This is a genomic window from Epilithonimonas sp., assembly GCF_032054305.1.
Classification (GTDB): Bacteria; Bacteroidota; Bacteroidia; order Flavobacteriales; family Weeksellaceae; genus Epilithonimonas.
On the sequence record NZ_DAMBSX010000001.1, the window covers coordinates 817107 to 832282 of the forward strand.

Consider the following 15176-nt stretch of genomic DNA (forward strand, 5'->3'; position numbering starts at 1 on the left):
CCTTTTTGCCTAAATTATCACCCTTTTTGGTTCATAATTAAGCATTTTAGGTTGAAAATCCACCCTTTTTGCCTCGTTCTTGAGCCTTAGCGTAGAAACCGAACCTTTTTGCCTGGTTTTGATTTTTTTACTTTTTCTTAAATCTTTCCGGAACTCATTGGCTTGATATTTTCATAGAACGAAACATCAAATCAAACAATCTGAAAAATCTACAATCTTATGAACGGGACAATGATTCAGTTTTTCCATTGGTATACCGATGGTGATTCTTTCCTTTGGAAACATACCAAAGATTCTGCACAATATCTTTCTGACCTGGGAATCACAGCAGTTTGGCTTCCACCAGCATATAAAAGCACAAATGGCGGCTACTCGGTTGGTTATGATGCTTACGACGTTTTTGATTTGGGAGAATTTGACCAAAAAGGAACGACTGTCACAAAATATGGTTCGAAGGACGACTATCTGGCTGCGATTAAATCCCTAAAAGAAAAAAATATTCAAGTGATTGTAGATGTAGTCCTGAATCATAAAGCTGGAGGCGATGAGCTGGAGAAATTCAATGTCGTAAAAGTAGATGAGGAAGACCGAAACAAAGATATCTCTGATGTTTTTGAAATCGAATCTTATACTAAATTTACTTTTCCTGGAAGAGGTGATACTTATTCTAATTTCAAATGGGATTTCACTTGCTTCTCTGGTGTAGATTATGCAGAAGGGCAGGAAAAGGGGATTTTCAGAATCATTACCGAACATGGCGAAGGCTGGGATGATATCATTACTGATGAAAAAGGGAATTATGACTTCTTGATGTATAATGATATAGAACACCGCAATCCTTTCGTCCGCGAAGAACTGAATCATTGGGGAAAATGGTACTATGACTTAACGGATTTTGATGGTGTGAGACTAGATGCCGTAAAACATATTTCGCCTGATTTTTATAAAGAATGGCTAACACTTTTGCGCTCCAACTCAGGCAAAGATATTTTTGCTGTTGGAGAATATTGGGCGCCCGGTGAATTACCACTTTTACAGGCTTACATAGATTCTACTGAAGGTTGTATGAGTCTGTTTGATTCTTCTTTACACCATAATCTGCATCAAGCATCAAAAAATCCGGATTATGACCTGAGAGAGATTTTCAATGAAACGCTTGTCGCCACTCATCCGGACAAAGCAGTAACAGTGGTTGACAATCATGATACGCAGCCGCTTCAGGCTTTGGAAGCGCCGGTTGAGACTTGGTTCAAGCCAATTGCTTATGCTTTGATCTTGCTGAGAAAAGATGGCTATCCTTGTATTTTTTATCCCGACCTATACGGGGCGAGCTACAAAGACCAAGGAAAAGACGGCAACGAATATGAAATCTTCCTTGACAAAGTAGATGCGATTGAAGAACTCATCAAAGCCAGAAAAGATTTTGCCTATGGAGAACAAAGAGATTATTTTGATGATGCACATTGCATTGGCTGGACTCGCGAAGGCGATGATGAACATTCGGGTTGTGCAGTTGTTTTGAGTAACAGAGATGTGAATCAAAAACCAATGGAAATAGGGAAACGATATGCCGGGAAAACGTTTTATGATTTAACTGGACACTTGCAGGATAAAGTGACAATCGATGAAAACGGCTGGGCCAATTTTCCTTGTCCTGCAGGCAATGTGAGTGTTTGGGTTGCAGAGTTAATTTAATTTTGAATAAATACCAATTATTGGTATATTTGAAATTGAAACCAATTGTAAATTATGGCTAAAAATACATCTATTTTGTTGGGTGATTATTTTGATAATTTTATAAATCAACAAATTAAGTCCGGAAAATTCGCTTCAGCAAGTGAAGTTGTAAGAACTGCTTTGAGGATGTTTGAGCGAGAAGAAACTAAAAAAGCAGAATTAATCAACGAATTAAAAAAGGGAGAAAAATCTGGTTTAGTAGAAGATTTTAATAGTAAGTCTTTCCTAAAAGAGATTCATAAAAAGTATTCTTCTGAATAATGAATTACAATATCAGTAATGAAGCATTGAACGATTTGGAAAAAATCTGGCTTTATACTTTTGAAAACTGGTCTATTGAACAAGCTGACAGATATTTCAATTTGATAATGGACGAAATAGAATATATTTCTGAAAATCCAAAATCAGGAAAAGATTATAATGAAATCCGAAAAGGATATTTTCGGTCAAGAGTAAAATCACATTTTATTTTTTATAAAATTAATCTAAAAAAAGAAAGGATTGATATTATAAGAATCCTGCATCAGCAAATGGATATCGAATCAAGATTAGACGATATATAACTCTCCATAATGTCCACAGAATTACAATATAAACTCATTAAGCCAGACCAGTCGCTGGCTGATTTTGTTTATTGTTATTCGTCATTGGAAAACTTGTCCGGCTTCAATGAAGGCGTTATTATCCCGAATGGGAAAATTGATTTGCTCTTTTGTAAAACTGACGAGAATCAATTTCAAATTATATTAATGGGTTTGGAAACGAAACCTAAACCAATGCCACAAAGAAAAATTGAAACTTTTTTCTCAATCAGTTTTAATCCTTTGGCTTTGGAATATATCCTCCATCAATCCATTGCAGAATTTGTGGACAGCGGAAAAGAATTACCTAATAACTTTTGGGATTTCAGCATTAATGATTTAGATAATTTTGAATCATTTTGTGAAAAAGCAAATCAGAAAATCCAATCGCTTTTACCAAAAGAAATTGATGAAAGAAAACGAAAATTATTCAATTTGATTTTTGAAACAGATGGAGAAATCAGCGTGAAAGAACTCGCTGAAAAAATAGTCTGGAACGAGCGACAAATCAATCGTTACTTCCAAAAGCAATTGGGAATTTCATTAAAATATTACTGTAAAATATTACGTTTTCAGGCTTCGCTTCATCATATCAAAGACGGAAATCTTTCTCCACAACTTAACTTTACAGACCAGTCCCATTTCATCAAAGAAATCAAAAAACTTTCCGGCGTTTCTCCCAAAGAATTGTTCAAGAATCAAAACGACCGTTTTTTACAATTTTTGGTTTATCACACAAAATAGCTTTGCAGCATAAAATTTAAAATTATGCTAATCTATAATAAATCAATTGCAATAGTTGGTGGTGGTCCTGGCGGACTGACTTTAGCACGTCTTTTACAGCTGAAAGGCGCAGATGCGAAAGTTTATGAAAGAGATTTCGATAAAAATGCGCGTGTTCAAGGTTCGCCTTTGGATTTGCATCACGACTCTGGTTTGGCTGCGATTCGGAAAGCTGGATTGTTGGAAGAATTCAAAAAGAATTTTCTAACAGGAGCTGATAGGGAATTGATAATGAATGAGCAGGCAAAAATATTCTTCAGCGACCACGAAACGAAAGTTGGGGAAAATTTTGGACACGAACATTTTCGTCCAGAGATTGACCGTGGAACTTTAAGACAAATATTATTGGAATCTTTACAGCCCGAAACTGTTGTTTGGAACAGCCATTTCATTTCGATGGAGAAAGAAAATGAAGGTTGGAGATTATATTTCAAAAATGGTTCATCAGCTTATGCAGATATTGTTATTGCTTCTGATGGTGCGAATTCTAAAATTCGTCCTTACATCACGGACATCAAAGCTTTTTATTCCGGAATTACAATGCTGGAAGGAAATATCTACAATGCAAAAGAAACTGCACCGAACATCAATACTCTCTTGAAAGGAGGAAAGATAATGGCTTTCGGAAATGAGAAAAACCTGTTGATGGGACAGAAAGGGAATGGCGACATTGGATTTTATGCAAGTTTTAAATCCGATGAAAAATGGTCTTCAACTAATGGTTTGGACTATTCTGATAAGACACAAGTTCTGGAATGGTTCAAAACCAATTATCCCGAGTGGAATCAAATCTGGTATGAATTGTTCGAAAATGCAGAAACACCTTTTGTTCCGCGTCCTATCTATTGTATGCCATTTGACCAGAATTGGAAAACGCAATCAAATCTTACAATGATTGGAGATGCAGCACACGTAATGCCGCCATTTGCAGGAGAAGGCGCTAATATGGCAATGCTGGATGCATTGGAGTTGAGTGAATGTCTAACTTCTGAAAAATACAATATTTTAACCGAAGCCATTTCTGTCTATGAAAAAAATATGCAAAAAAGAGCTTCTATTGCAGCAAAAGAATCTCTGGAAAATGGTAAACTGATGCATTCTGAAAATGCTTTGGAAGCTATGTTAGGATTTTTTAATAGTCATTAATTTCAAAATATCTTCAAAAAACGAACCCTCTCGAAAGTTCAAGAGGGTTTTATGTTGTATGAGATTTATTTAATAGCCAGTTCCAACTTCGCCTTCTCCAAGAAGTGCTTTTGCAGAAGACGTTCCAATTCTTTGTATTCCCAGTTTAATCATTTTTTCTGCACCGGCAGGCGTTTTCACACCACCCGCAGCTTTCACAGGAAGTTTCCCTGCATTATCAAGCATTATTCTCATACCTTCGAAAGTTGCGCCATTTGGCTTTCCGCCTTCGGTTACATAAAATCCTGTTGATGATTTAACAAAGATTCTGGAAAAATCTTTTTCTTCAAAATTTTCCTGTGCCCATTTCCAAATTTTGGCTGTCAAATCAGCAATTTGAGCATCTGAGAGTGCAGCGATCTCAATAATCCATTTTACAGTTTTGTCAAAATCAAGACCTAACTTTGTTCCTTCCACAAATTCTTTTTTCACCAGATCCAATTCTCCAGCCTTGAAAGCTTCATAATTGATAACATAATCCAACTCATCTACTCCATCCAGAACAGCTTGATTAGCTTCTTTCAATTTGTCTTCCAAGGAATAAGTTCCTTCGTGAAAACCAATAACTGTTCCCACCAAAACTTCAGAGTTTTTCGAAACTAAATAATCTTTGATGAGCTTAACATAGTTTGGACGAATCATCACCTCTTTGAAGTTGTAAGCAATCGCCTCATCTGTCAATTCTCTAACTTTTTCAAAAGTCTGCTCTTCTGTCAATCCAGATTGCTCCGGCGTTTTCAGGTATGTTGAGTCTAAATATTGATTGATTTCCATAATTACAAAAATAAAAAAAGGATACAAATTATTTGTATCCTTTCGTGATTATATAAAATTTTTTAAACTTTCAGCTGTCTGCTGATGCTTTGTTCCAAAGAAAGAATTGTTTCTGTTCTTGTCACACCTTTCAGCTTTTGGATCTTGTTAAGAATTTGCATCAGGTGATCATTATCTTTACAAAGAACCTTTAGAAAAATAGTATAATTCCCTGTCGTGTAATGCGCTTCTACCACCTCATTTACCAAATTAAGATTTTTGATGGCTTCCTGATAATGGCTAGGCTGATCCAAGAAGACCCCAATGTAAGAAACCACTTTGTAGCCGATTTTTCTTGGGTTAAGAAAAGAGATAGAATTCTCTATAACTCCAGCCTGTTCCAATTTTTTGATTCTCTGATGAACCGCAGTTGTAGAGATTCCAACATGTTTGGAAATATGTGCAAGAGAAGTTTTAGCATTATCCATTAACATATAAATAATCTCTTTATCAACTCCGTCTAGATGATAACCTGATTCAGATGCACTTTTCATAATTTATTGATGATTTTTGATTGAAAATTAAATTAATCGCAAAATGAGCTTTACATTTTTAATTGAGTGTCAAAGATATTAGAATAATCTCATATCACAATATTCAACATTCAATTAAAATAAATGTTTATTATTTTTTATTTAATTGTAAAAATATAGAAAATAATGTAAACTATAAAAATATATCACGTTTTATTTTTCAAAACAATACAAAAAACTGCAATTATAATTATAAAAACAAAGAAACCTTTGGTTAACTTTCGGTTAAAACAAATTTCACATTGTAAAGAAAAAGACATTTTCAAAAAAATCACAAAATACTAAATATCAACAAATTAAAAAAAATAAAACCCTAAAAAACAAAAAAAGTATCAAATCAAGAAAAAAGTATATATTTATCCTCATATATAGACCTTATGAAATTTTTTTACAACCTGATTGCATTCTTTATTGCAATCTCAGCCTTTGCGCAGACACAGACGGTGACCTACTCCATCAGTCCGTCTGCTTTTAACGAAGACGAATCCATTACAATCACTTTTAATGGAAGCAGTATCAACGAATCCACTTGGGGGGTCGCCAATAACGCATTGTATCTCTGGTCATGGTCATACGATAGCAATGATGCTAATAGCCAAGACTGTCCAACCAACGGATCCTGGGCTTCTTCTAACGAAGCTAACAAATTGACCTACAATTCTGGCAATGATACATACACCATTACCTTTGTTCCAAGAACTTTCTATAATAGAACCGGGCTTGGAAGAATTGGCTTTCTATTAAAAACGAAAACAGGAAACGGACAATCCCAGGATATCTACTCTGAAGTTGGCAAATTCCAGTTCGTTAATACAACTCCGAAAAACGGAACAGTTAACTTCATTGCTTCCGGAAGCAACTATCCGATTTCTTACAGTACATCCTTACCGGCAAATTATGTTGTAAAATCTAATGGAAATATCATCTATACAGCGAACAATGTTTCATCGATGTTTACTGCATACAACATTACGACAGACAATCAAATCGAGCTTACAGCCACAAGCGTAGCGGATGGAACCGTACTAACGTCAAAATTCAGCATCTCTCCAACACCAAATGTACAGACCGCAACAATGCCATCTTATATGAAACAAGGAATCTCTTATGATCCAAACGATGCAACAAAAGTAGGTTTGGCTCTGTATGCGCCGTTCAAAAGTTATGTCCATGTAATTGGCAGTTTCAACAACTGGCAGATCTCTTCCAATTATTTAATGAAAAGAGACGCCACCAATGCAAACTTATATTGGATAGAGATCACGGGTCTTACACCTCAACAAGTTAACACTTTCCAATACAGAACAAGCGATGGTGTAAAAGTTGCAGACCCATATTCAACATTGGTCTTATCTCCTGATGACGATCCTTGGATCTCTTCTACGACCTATCCGGACCTTCAAACCACAATGAAATATCCGGCAGGGCAGCAATATGATGTTTCTGTAATTCAAACAGCTAAACCCGTTTACAACTGGACCGTTGCAAATTTCCAAAAACCAGCAAAACAAAATCTTATTGTTTATGAAGCCTTGGTAAGAGATTTCACAGCTCAGCAGAACTGGCAATCTTTGATTGATAAAATACCTTACATCAAAGGATTAAATGTCAATGCCATCGAACTGATGCCTGTAATGGAATTTGATGGTAATAATTCCTGGGGATATAATCCTGGATTCCATTTGGCATTAGATAAAGCTTACGGGACTCCTGAAAAATTCAAGGAATTTATTGACAAATGCCACCAAAACGGAATTGCTGTAATTCTTGACGTTGCCCTTAATCATGCGACAGGAAGGTCTCCGTTAGAAAGACTGTGGTCAACAAGCACAGATGGCAGCTACGGAGGAGTTGCTTCAAACAATCCCTATTTCAATCAATTGGCAACACATTCCTATGGTGTATTCTACGATTTCAACCACTCTAAGGCTGAAACAAGATATTACGTCAATAGAGTTTTGGAACAATGGATTTCTGAATATAAAATTGATGGTTTCCGTTGGGATTTAACAAAAGGATTCACTCAAAATTGTACAGCGTCTGACGAATCTTGCACAGGTTCTTACCAACAAGACAGAGTTGATGTTCTGAAATTATACTCAGATTATCAATGGTCATATGACCCGACTTCTTATATCATTTTTGAACATCTTGGAGGAGACCAGGAAGAACAACAATGGGCAAACTACAGAGTCAATGAAGGAAAAGGCGTAATGATGTGGGATAATTTGACAGGCCCTTTCGGACAAAACACCATGGGTTATGACTCTAACAGCAATTTTAACAGAGCAGATTTTGAAAATCACGGATTTTCCGAAAGAAGAAATGTAAGCTATGGAGAAAGTCACGATGAAGAGCGTCTGATGTATAAGAATCTAACTTATGGAAACGGAAGTGTAAAAACATTAGCTACCGCATTAGAAAGACAAAAAGCTTTTGGTGCAGTTTTCTTTACTATTCCTGGCCCAAAAATGATTTGGCAATTCGGCGAATTGGGATATGAGTTCAGTATCAACAGATGTGAGAACGGAACGATCAGTAACGATTGCAGAACATCTCCAAAACCAGTAGCTTTTACTTTAGGTTATGATACAGATACCAGCAGAAAAGCAATCTACGACACTTGGTCAAAAATATTAGCCATTAGATTATCTAGTCAGGTTTTTGACACAACAACTTTCACAGTGGAATCAGGAAATCTTTTACCTAGAATTTTTGTTTGGAATGATGCCTTACCTTCAACTTCTTTGAAAAACGTAGTTGTAGTAGCCAACTTTACAACTGCCACTCAAACTGTCACTCCTAGTTTTCCGTATGCCGGAACATGGTATAACCTGATGGACAATTCTTCTATGAATGCAAATAGTTCCACAACTGTTGTGCTTCAGCCTGGAGAATTCAGAATTTTTGGTAATCAGACGGCTTTGGCAATTGACGAAACAAAGATTGACGCAAATAAAACATCATTACAAATCGTTCAGAATCCTGCAACTGGCGGATTATTGAAAATCAGATACAACAAAGCTAAAAACGGACAAATCAATATCTACGACCTTAACGGTAAACTGGTAAAATCTTTCGGACTGAAATCTGCAAAAGGAGACGAAACATTCTCTGTAAGCGGAATCGGAACAGGAAATTACTTAGTACAATTGAAGTCTGATGAAGGTTTAGCGGTTTCTAAACTAATCATCAAATAAGACAAAAATAAATTTTCAAATCAAATGAAAACGCCTCAGCTAGCTGAGGCGTTTTTTGTTTTTTATTTTTCAGAAAGTTCTTTCAGTTTCCCAAGACCTTCCGAGAACGATTTGTTCATTTGCCAGGTCATTAGCGGTTTCATTGGTTTGAAAAGCATTTCAATTTCATAATCAATCGTCCAGGTAACTTTGGTTCCGGAATCTTCACTAGCAAGAAGCAAATCCGAAGTCGCATTGTCGTCCATTGGTTTGATAAAATGTATTTTTGTGGCGACTTTTTCGTTTGGGACAATTGCTGTAATCTCCTGTTCCCCTTCACCAACATCATCATTTCCTTTCCAATGGTAGCCATCGCCAACTTCGCCACTATTCCCACGATAAGTCACAGTCAGGTTCGGATCCATTTTCATCCAGGGATTCCAGGTGTTAAAAGTTTTCATCGAGTTCACATTCTGCCACACTTTTTCTTTCGGTGCATTGATAACGAGAGATTGTTTGTTATGACATTTACTGTCAAAAAACAACATTGCAATCACACAGTAAGCAATGATTATTGCCACAATGACGCTAATGATTTTTAAAAATTTCTTCATAATAAATTAGTTTTAAGTTTAAAACAAATCTAAAAAGAATTTAGACACAAAAACTTTTCCTATGATAATAATTATTTTCCATTTTTATTATTGATGATTTGGGCGCCTTTATCCGCCTTCCGTTCCCGCTTTTTTCTTTTTATCAAAAAAGAAAAAGAGCTCCACTCAAGTCGGGGCGCAATTTTGTCATACTTTCAACTTTAGGTACTAAATTTGTGAATTCAACTCCATAAGAAAAAGGCTTCGACTAAGTTTATATTGAGCAGAGTCGAAATACTCAGCCTGACATCGCTAAAAACAAATAGTAATAGAATTGTCACTCTGAGCGGAGTCGAAGAGCTTTTTACATTAAATATAAATTAAGAACAAAAGAATGAATCCATTATTAGAAAAATTCAATACCAAATATACCACATCGCCTTTCGAGGAAATCAAAGAAGAACATTATCTGCCTGCTTTTCAGGAATTGATCAAAACTTCTGAAAAAGAAATTGATGAAATAACAAATAACTCTGAAAAACCAACGTTCGAAAATACTATTGAAGCAATGGCTTTTTCCGGGGAACAACTGGACAGAGTTTCCAATATTTTCTTTAATATCAATTCTGCTGAGACCAATGACGAGATTCAGAAAATTGCACAGGAAGTTTCGCCACTTTTAACAGAATTTTCATCCAAGATTTCTCAAAATGAAAAACTATTTGAAAGAATCAAAAGTGTTTACGATCAAAAAGACACTTTGTCATTGAACGAGGAACAACAAATGTTACTCAATGAAACTTATAAAGGTTTTGTAAGAAGCGGTGCATTATTAAGCGAAGAAGACAAAAAGAAACTGGAGAAAATCAATATGGATTTATCCATCAAGTCGCTTCAGTTCGGACAAAATGCTTTGGCTTCAACCAACGCTTATTTCAAACATATCACTAATAAAGACAAATTGAAAGGAATTCCGGAAGCGATTCTTCAGCAATATGAAGAAGATGCAAAGGAAAAAGGTCTGGAAGGTTACTTGATTACCTTGCAATATCCAAGCTATCTCCCGGCAATGACTTACGCTGAAAACCGTGAACTGAGAAAAGAACTCGCTTTAGCTAATGGCAAAAAATCGTTTGATGATGGAGAGTTTGACAATCAGAATTTGATTAAAGAAATCGTAAAACTTCGTCAGGAAAAAGCAGAATTATTGGGTTATAAGAATTATGCAGATTTTGTTTTGGAAGAAAGAATGGCACAATCGCCAGCAAAAGTTTTCGAATTTCTAAATGAACTTCTTGAAAGAGCAACACCTTACGCTCAAAAAGAAATCGAAGAATTGAAATCTTTGGCAAAAGTTGACGGAATCGATGATATCCAAAGCTATGACCACACTTTTTATGCAGAAAAATTACGCAAGCAAAAATTCGATATTGATGATGAAGAACTGAAACCGTATTTACAATTGGAAAAAGTTCAGGAAGCTGTTTTTGGATTAGCCGGAAAATTATTTGGATTAGAGTTTAAAGAAATTACTGATGTTCAGAAATATCATCAGGATGTGAAAACTTACGAAATCACAGAAAACGGCAATTACAAAGCGCTACTCTACGCCGATTATCATCCAAGGAAAGGGAAACGTGCCGGCGCCTGGATGACGAGTTATAAAAATCAATACAAACAAAACGGAGAAAATTCCCGTCCGCATATTTCGGTTGTTTGCAACTTCACCAAACCAACGAAAGACACGCCTAGTTTATTAACTTTCCAAGAAGTCACTACTCTTTTTCACGAGTTTGGGCACGCACTTCACGGTGTTTTGGCAGACACGCAATATTCGAACCTCTCGGGAACATCAGTAAAATGGGATTTTGTGGAATTGCCTTCTCAGTTTTTGGAAAACTATTGCTATGAACCGGAATTCTTGAAAACATTCGCAAAACATTACCAAACCGGAGAAATTCTTCCAACCGAAAAAATAGAAAAATTATCACAAAGCAAATCTTTTATGGAAGGTTATCAGACTTTGAGACAGCTTGGATTTGGATTATTGGATATGGCTTATCATACAGAAGTCGGAGCATTGGAGAATAAGAGTGTGAAAGAGTTTGAAGTGGAGAAAACTGCGGTGACCAATATTTATCCAAGTAATCCGGAAACTGCAGCAAGTCCAAGTTTCTCGCATATCTTCCAAGGTGGCTATTCTGCGGGTTATTATTCTTACAAATGGGCGGAAGTTTTAGATGCTGATGCTTTTCAATATTTCAAAGAAAACGGAATTTTCAATCCGGAAATTGCTGCGAAATATAAAATTCTTCTCTCCTCAGGTGGAACAAAAAACCCAATGGAATTGTACAAAAATTTCCGAGGAAGAGAACCAAAGGTTGAGAGTTTGCTGAAAAGGGCTTTTGGGGAATAAATCACAAAAGGGAATTCGGTTTGCCTGACCGAATTTCCTTTATAGTTGCTTACTCATTAAATGAATCACAACGAAATATCAGTTTTGAATATAGATTTGTTTCAGTCCGGAGCAAAGCATTCTGATTTTTATTTCAATTCGATTAAAAATCATTTATTAAAAAGTCACAGACATATAGAAAAACCTCATCGTCACGGTTTTTATGCTTGTATGATTTTCACGAAAGGAAATGGCATTCACGAGATTGATTTTCAAAAATATGACGTTTCTCCAGGCAGTCTTTTCTTTATGTCTCCTGGACAAGTCCACAGCTGGCAATTGTCGGAAGATATTGATGGATTTATATTTTTTCATTCACAGGAGTTCTTCGACCTTCATTTCGTGAATGAAAAATTAAGACAATATCCGTTTTTCAGTTCTGTTCAATATCCAAGGAAACTTCAATTAGAGACGAATAATATTGTTGAATTTTCAAATCTTTTTATCAAAATTGGTAATGAAAATTCTTCATCAGCTTTGTTATCGGAAAATCTTATTTTGTCTTTGATTTCTCAATTATATATAGAAACGGTCAGATTATTCTCACAAGAAAAAATCATTGGAACACAGAACGCAAACACCTCTCACATCCAACATTATCAACACTTTGAAGAATTATTAGAATTAAATTTCATCAAAGAAAAATCGGCTTTTCAATATGCCCGATGGATGAACCTCACAACCAAACATCTTAACAGAATCACTCAAACCGTTGTTCAGAAAACCGTTTCGGAGATCATAGCCGACCGAACAATCCTGGAAGCCAAAAGAATGCTGATCTATCTTGATGAGGGTCTTGTGGATATCGCTTTCCGGTTAGGTTACGAGGAATATTCTTATTTCGCAAGAGTATTCCGTAAAAAAACAGGACAGACGCCTTCGGCTTTTGTTAAAGACCATAAGCACTGATGTCAATTTAAAACTGGAATCTGAATGGGCCTTCGAAGTAAGTTTTGTAGGAATCCAGCATTTCTCCATTGGCATCGAAAACGCCTATTTCTATATTTTGTTTCGACAACTTCACCTCGTTTTCCGGGAAACTGATATTGACGTTCCCTTTTATTATCGCATCTCCTTTAACAATAATATCTTCCTTACCTGCAAAAGTCACCTCAGAATGTTCTGGATAAAGGACTTTTATTGTCATCATTTTTTTCTCATTGGACTTATTGAGAATCGTGTAGGTAAAAGTGTTCGTAATTTTTCCGTCTCTCACAAAATAAGCTGCACCAGCTGGTCTGATAAACTTAGCTTCAACCGAACCTCGGTCATACATCAGCAGGCACAAAACACCAATCAATGCAAAAAGCGCAAAAGTAGTTACCTTCATTCTAGCTGTAAATTTGAATTTTTCCTGATTTTCAATCTCGGCTTCGGTCGCGTATCGGATAAGCCCTTTTGGCATCCCTACTTTTTCCATTATCTCATCACAAGCATCGATACAAGCCGTGCAATTGATACATTCTAATTGTTGTCCATTTCTGATATCGATTCCCGTTGGACAAACCACGACACATTGCTGACAATCTATACAATCGCCTTTTCCTGCAATCGCTCTGTCTTCGCCATTTCGCCATTTTGCACGATTCTCACCTCTTTTGAAATCATAATAGACATTGACTGTATTTTTATCTATCAAAACACCCTGCAATCTTCCATAAGGACAAACCAAAGTACAGACCTGCTCTCTGAACCAGGCAAAAACAAAATAGAAAATCCCTGTGAATACCAACATCACAATAAAGTTTGTCGGATATTTTGCAGGACCACTCATCATAATCCTAAACGTCTCCTCATAACCAACGATGTACATAAACATAATATGACTTATCAGCAACGATATCACCAAAAACACAGACCATTTGAGTATTCTTTTTCTGATTTTCTCTTCATCCCAAGCTTGTTTATTCAGTTTCATTTGCTTATTTCGGTCGCCTTCTATCCAATATTCGATTTTACGGAAAATCATTTCCATAAATAAGGTCTGAGGACAGATCCAGCCACAAAATATCCTTCCGAAAACCACTGTGAAAAGCATTACAAAAATAACGGAAGTCACGGCTCCCAAAGCCAAAATGAAAAAATCCTGCAAATAAAAAGGCTGTCCCAAAATAAAAAATTTTCTGTCCAAAATGTTGATCAACAAAACAGGATTTCCATTGATCTTCAGAAAAGGCATGATCACAAATAAAAAAATCAGCGAATACCCGACATATTCTCTGTAGTTCGTGTATTTTCCCTTTGGCTTTCTTGGGAAAACCCATTTTCTTGTTCCCGTCCCATCCATTGTTCCAACAGAATCTCTGAATGTTTCTTCTATTTTATCTGAATTTTTTATACTATTTTCTTTTGTATCCATAATCTTAATATATCAGGAAACAAATTGAATCAATATCTTATCTTTAAATTTTAAAATAAGGATCCGCCTAATCATTTCCCTAAACAAAATTACTTCTACTGGTAACTTCGGTCTAATGACATTGACTTACAAAATAGGACAATAAGGACATTTTCAGGTTTTGGAGGCTAATAAATATCAGTTTTTTAATTCTCCGAAAAACCATTGTGATATGGCTGAGATATTTTCAAGTTTTAGTACATTCGGGGTCAGAAATCTTAATAAAAATGACTTGTCCCTGCTGTTCCGGAAAACTGTACGAAGACTGTTGCCAGCCTTATCATCTGAAAGAGAAATTTGCGCCAACTGCGGAAGCATTGATGCGTTCGCGTTTTTCTGCTTTTGCCATCCCGAACGGTGAATATCTTTGGGAAACGACTTCTCCAAACAAAAGACAGTTTCACAACAAAAAAGATTTGCAGGAATGGGGCGAAATCAATGAATGGACAAAATTGGAAATTGTAGACAAACCTTCAACTAATAAAGTAGAGTTCAAAGCTTTTTATATTGATGAAGAAGGAAATCCTCAGGTTCATCACGAGTTGTCACAATTTAAGATGATCCAGAACCGTTGGTTTTATGTGAGCGGAGAATTTTTGGATTAATTCTTTCTAACCACAAAAGTTTTCTTATCACGAGTTCTCTTTTGTGCCTTTTGTGGTGATTTATTTCTTCGATTGCTTTTGCTTTTTCTTTTGCCTCAGAACATACAGATACAAACTTTCCACTTTTGCCCGTGCCCAATCGGTTTTTCTGAGAAATTTCAAAGAAGAACTCACACTCGGATTTTCACCGGTGAAGCATTTGATGTTGATTTGTTTGCCCAATTCGCCGTAACCTTTGTAATATTCCAGCAGTTCTTCCAGAATCGCATCCAGTCTTTTTCCGTGCAAAGGGTCTTTCGAAGTGTTTTCCATTT

General features: G+C 36.0%; 14 protein-coding genes. 9 read left to right on the plus strand and 5 right to left on the minus strand.

Going from position 1 to position 15176, the window contains the following annotated elements:
- Positions 1-219 precede the first annotated feature (219 nt).
- Genes RTX21_RS03720 through RTX21_RS03740 form a run of 5 tightly spaced genes read left to right on the plus strand, consistent with a single transcriptional unit; the run spans position 220 to position 4247 of the window.
- Entirely contained in the window at positions 220-1695 is a 1476-nt protein-coding gene (locus RTX21_RS03720) for an alpha-amylase (protein ID WP_312765363.1), read from the plus strand.
- Between the two features lie 54 nt (positions 1696-1749).
- Positions 1750-1998, plus strand: coding sequence for a type II toxin-antitoxin system ParD family antitoxin (locus RTX21_RS03725; protein ID WP_312765365.1), 249 nt, complete (start codon positions 1750-1752; stop codon positions 1996-1998).
- Complete coding sequence (locus tag RTX21_RS03730; RefSeq protein WP_312765367.1) at positions 1998-2300, plus strand: type II toxin-antitoxin system RelE/ParE family toxin; 303 nt, start codon at positions 1998-2000, stop codon at positions 2298-2300. Before RTX21_RS03725 ends, RTX21_RS03730 begins: the two co-directional genes overlap by 1 nt.
- 9 nt (positions 2301-2309) lie before the next feature.
- Positions 2310-3062, plus strand: a complete 753-nt coding sequence (locus RTX21_RS03735) for an AraC family transcriptional regulator (protein ID WP_312765369.1) — start codon at positions 2310-2312, stop codon at positions 3060-3062.
- Between the two features lie 24 nt (positions 3063-3086).
- The gene (locus RTX21_RS03740; RefSeq protein ID WP_312765371.1) at positions 3087-4247 is read left to right on the plus strand and encodes an NAD(P)/FAD-dependent oxidoreductase; all 1161 of its coding nucleotides are present in this window, start codon (positions 3087-3089) and stop codon (positions 4245-4247) included.
- A 69-nt stretch (positions 4248-4316) separates the two neighbouring features.
- Here RTX21_RS03740 and deoC read toward each other — a convergent pair whose 3' ends face one another.
- Positions 4317-5063, minus strand: a complete 747-nt coding sequence (gene deoC, locus RTX21_RS03745) for a deoxyribose-phosphate aldolase (RefSeq protein WP_312765458.1) — start codon at positions 5061-5063, stop codon at positions 4317-4319.
- Positions 5064-5122: 59 nt separating this feature from the next.
- Complete coding sequence (locus RTX21_RS03750; protein ID WP_312765373.1) at positions 5123-5593, minus strand: Lrp/AsnC ligand binding domain-containing protein; 471 nt, start codon at positions 5591-5593, stop codon at positions 5123-5125.
- Between the two features lie 416 nt (positions 5594-6009).
- Here RTX21_RS03750 and RTX21_RS03755 point away from each other — a divergent pair, with 416 nt between their 5' ends.
- Positions 6010-8832, plus strand: a complete 2823-nt coding sequence (locus RTX21_RS03755; protein ID WP_312765376.1) for an alpha-amylase family glycosyl hydrolase — start codon at positions 6010-6012, stop codon at positions 8830-8832.
- A gap of 62 nt (positions 8833-8894) precedes the next feature.
- Here the strand turns inward: RTX21_RS03755 and RTX21_RS03760 are convergent, their stop codons facing one another.
- A complete protein-coding gene (locus RTX21_RS03760; RefSeq protein WP_312765378.1) occupies positions 8895-9425 on the minus strand; it encodes an SRPBCC family protein in 531 nt (176 codons plus the stop codon).
- 373 nt (positions 9426-9798) lie between these two features.
- On the opposite strand from RTX21_RS03760, the gene RTX21_RS03765 reads away from it, so the two are divergent.
- Together RTX21_RS03765 and RTX21_RS03770 are read left to right on the plus strand one after the other, a co-directional pair.
- Positions 9799-11820, plus strand: coding sequence for a M3 family metallopeptidase (locus RTX21_RS03765; RefSeq protein ID WP_312765380.1), 2022 nt, complete (start codon positions 9799-9801; stop codon positions 11818-11820).
- Positions 11821-11880: 60 nt separating this feature from the next.
- Positions 11881-12768: a helix-turn-helix transcriptional regulator gene (locus RTX21_RS03770; RefSeq protein WP_312765381.1), complete on the plus strand. Its 888-nt coding sequence runs from the start codon at positions 11881-11883 to the stop codon at positions 12766-12768.
- Between the two features lie 7 nt (positions 12769-12775).
- Here RTX21_RS03770 and ccoG read toward each other — a convergent pair whose 3' ends face one another.
- Positions 12776-14218, minus strand: a complete 1443-nt coding sequence (gene ccoG, locus RTX21_RS03775) for a cytochrome c oxidase accessory protein CcoG (RefSeq protein WP_312765383.1) — start codon at positions 14216-14218, stop codon at positions 12776-12778.
- A gap of 266 nt (positions 14219-14484) precedes the next feature.
- Here ccoG and RTX21_RS03780 point away from each other — a divergent pair, with 266 nt between their 5' ends.
- Positions 14485-14862, plus strand: a complete 378-nt coding sequence (locus RTX21_RS03780) for a YchJ family protein (RefSeq protein ID WP_312765384.1) — start codon at positions 14485-14487, stop codon at positions 14860-14862.
- 60 nt (positions 14863-14922) lie between these two features.
- Here RTX21_RS03780 and RTX21_RS03785 read toward each other — a convergent pair whose 3' ends face one another.
- Positions 14923-15174 carry a VF530 family protein gene (locus tag RTX21_RS03785; protein ID WP_312765385.1) on the minus strand — a complete coding sequence of 84 codons (252 nt, stop codon included), beginning with the start codon at positions 15172-15174 and terminating at the stop codon, positions 14923-14925.
- Between the last annotated feature and the right edge of the window lie 2 nt (positions 15175-15176).

Excerpts from the sequence above, each read along its gene's own strand:
- RTX21_RS03770 (WP_312765381.1), top strand. The coding sequence starts at position 11,881 with ATGAATCACAACGAAATATCAGTTTTGAATATAGATTTGTTTCAGTCC.
- RTX21_RS03735 (WP_312765369.1), top strand. The coding sequence starts at position 2,310 with ATGTCCACAGAATTACAATATAAACTCATTAAGCCAGACCAGTCGCTG.
- RTX21_RS03730 (WP_312765367.1), top strand. The coding sequence starts at position 1,998 with ATGAATTACAATATCAGTAATGAAGCATTGAACGATTTGGAAAAAATC.
- RTX21_RS03725 (WP_312765365.1), top strand. The coding sequence starts at position 1,750 with ATGGCTAAAAATACATCTATTTTGTTGGGTGATTATTTTGATAATTTT.
- RTX21_RS03755 (WP_312765376.1), top strand. The coding sequence starts at position 6,010 with ATGAAATTTTTTTACAACCTGATTGCATTCTTTATTGCAATCTCAGCC.
- RTX21_RS03760 (WP_312765378.1), bottom strand. The coding sequence starts at position 9,425 with ATGAAGAAATTTTTAAAAATCATTAGCGTCATTGTGGCAATAATCATT.
- RTX21_RS03720 (WP_312765363.1), top strand. The coding sequence starts at position 220 with ATGAACGGGACAATGATTCAGTTTTTCCATTGGTATACCGATGGTGAT.
- RTX21_RS03780 (WP_312765384.1), top strand. The coding sequence starts at position 14,485 with ATGACTTGTCCCTGCTGTTCCGGAAAACTGTACGAAGACTGTTGCCAG.
- RTX21_RS03765 (WP_312765380.1), top strand. The coding sequence starts at position 9,799 with ATGAATCCATTATTAGAAAAATTCAATACCAAATATACCACATCGCCT.
- RTX21_RS03785 (WP_312765385.1), bottom strand. The coding sequence starts at position 15,174 with ATGGAAAACACTTCGAAAGACCCTTTGCACGGAAAAAGACTGGATGCG.
- RTX21_RS03750 (WP_312765373.1), bottom strand. The coding sequence starts at position 5,593 with ATGAAAAGTGCATCTGAATCAGGTTATCATCTAGACGGAGTTGATAAA.
- ccoG (WP_312765383.1), bottom strand. The coding sequence starts at position 14,218 with ATGGATACAAAAGAAAATAGTATAAAAAATTCAGATAAAATAGAAGAA.
- RTX21_RS03740 (WP_312765371.1), top strand. The coding sequence starts at position 3,087 with ATGCTAATCTATAATAAATCAATTGCAATAGTTGGTGGTGGTCCTGGC.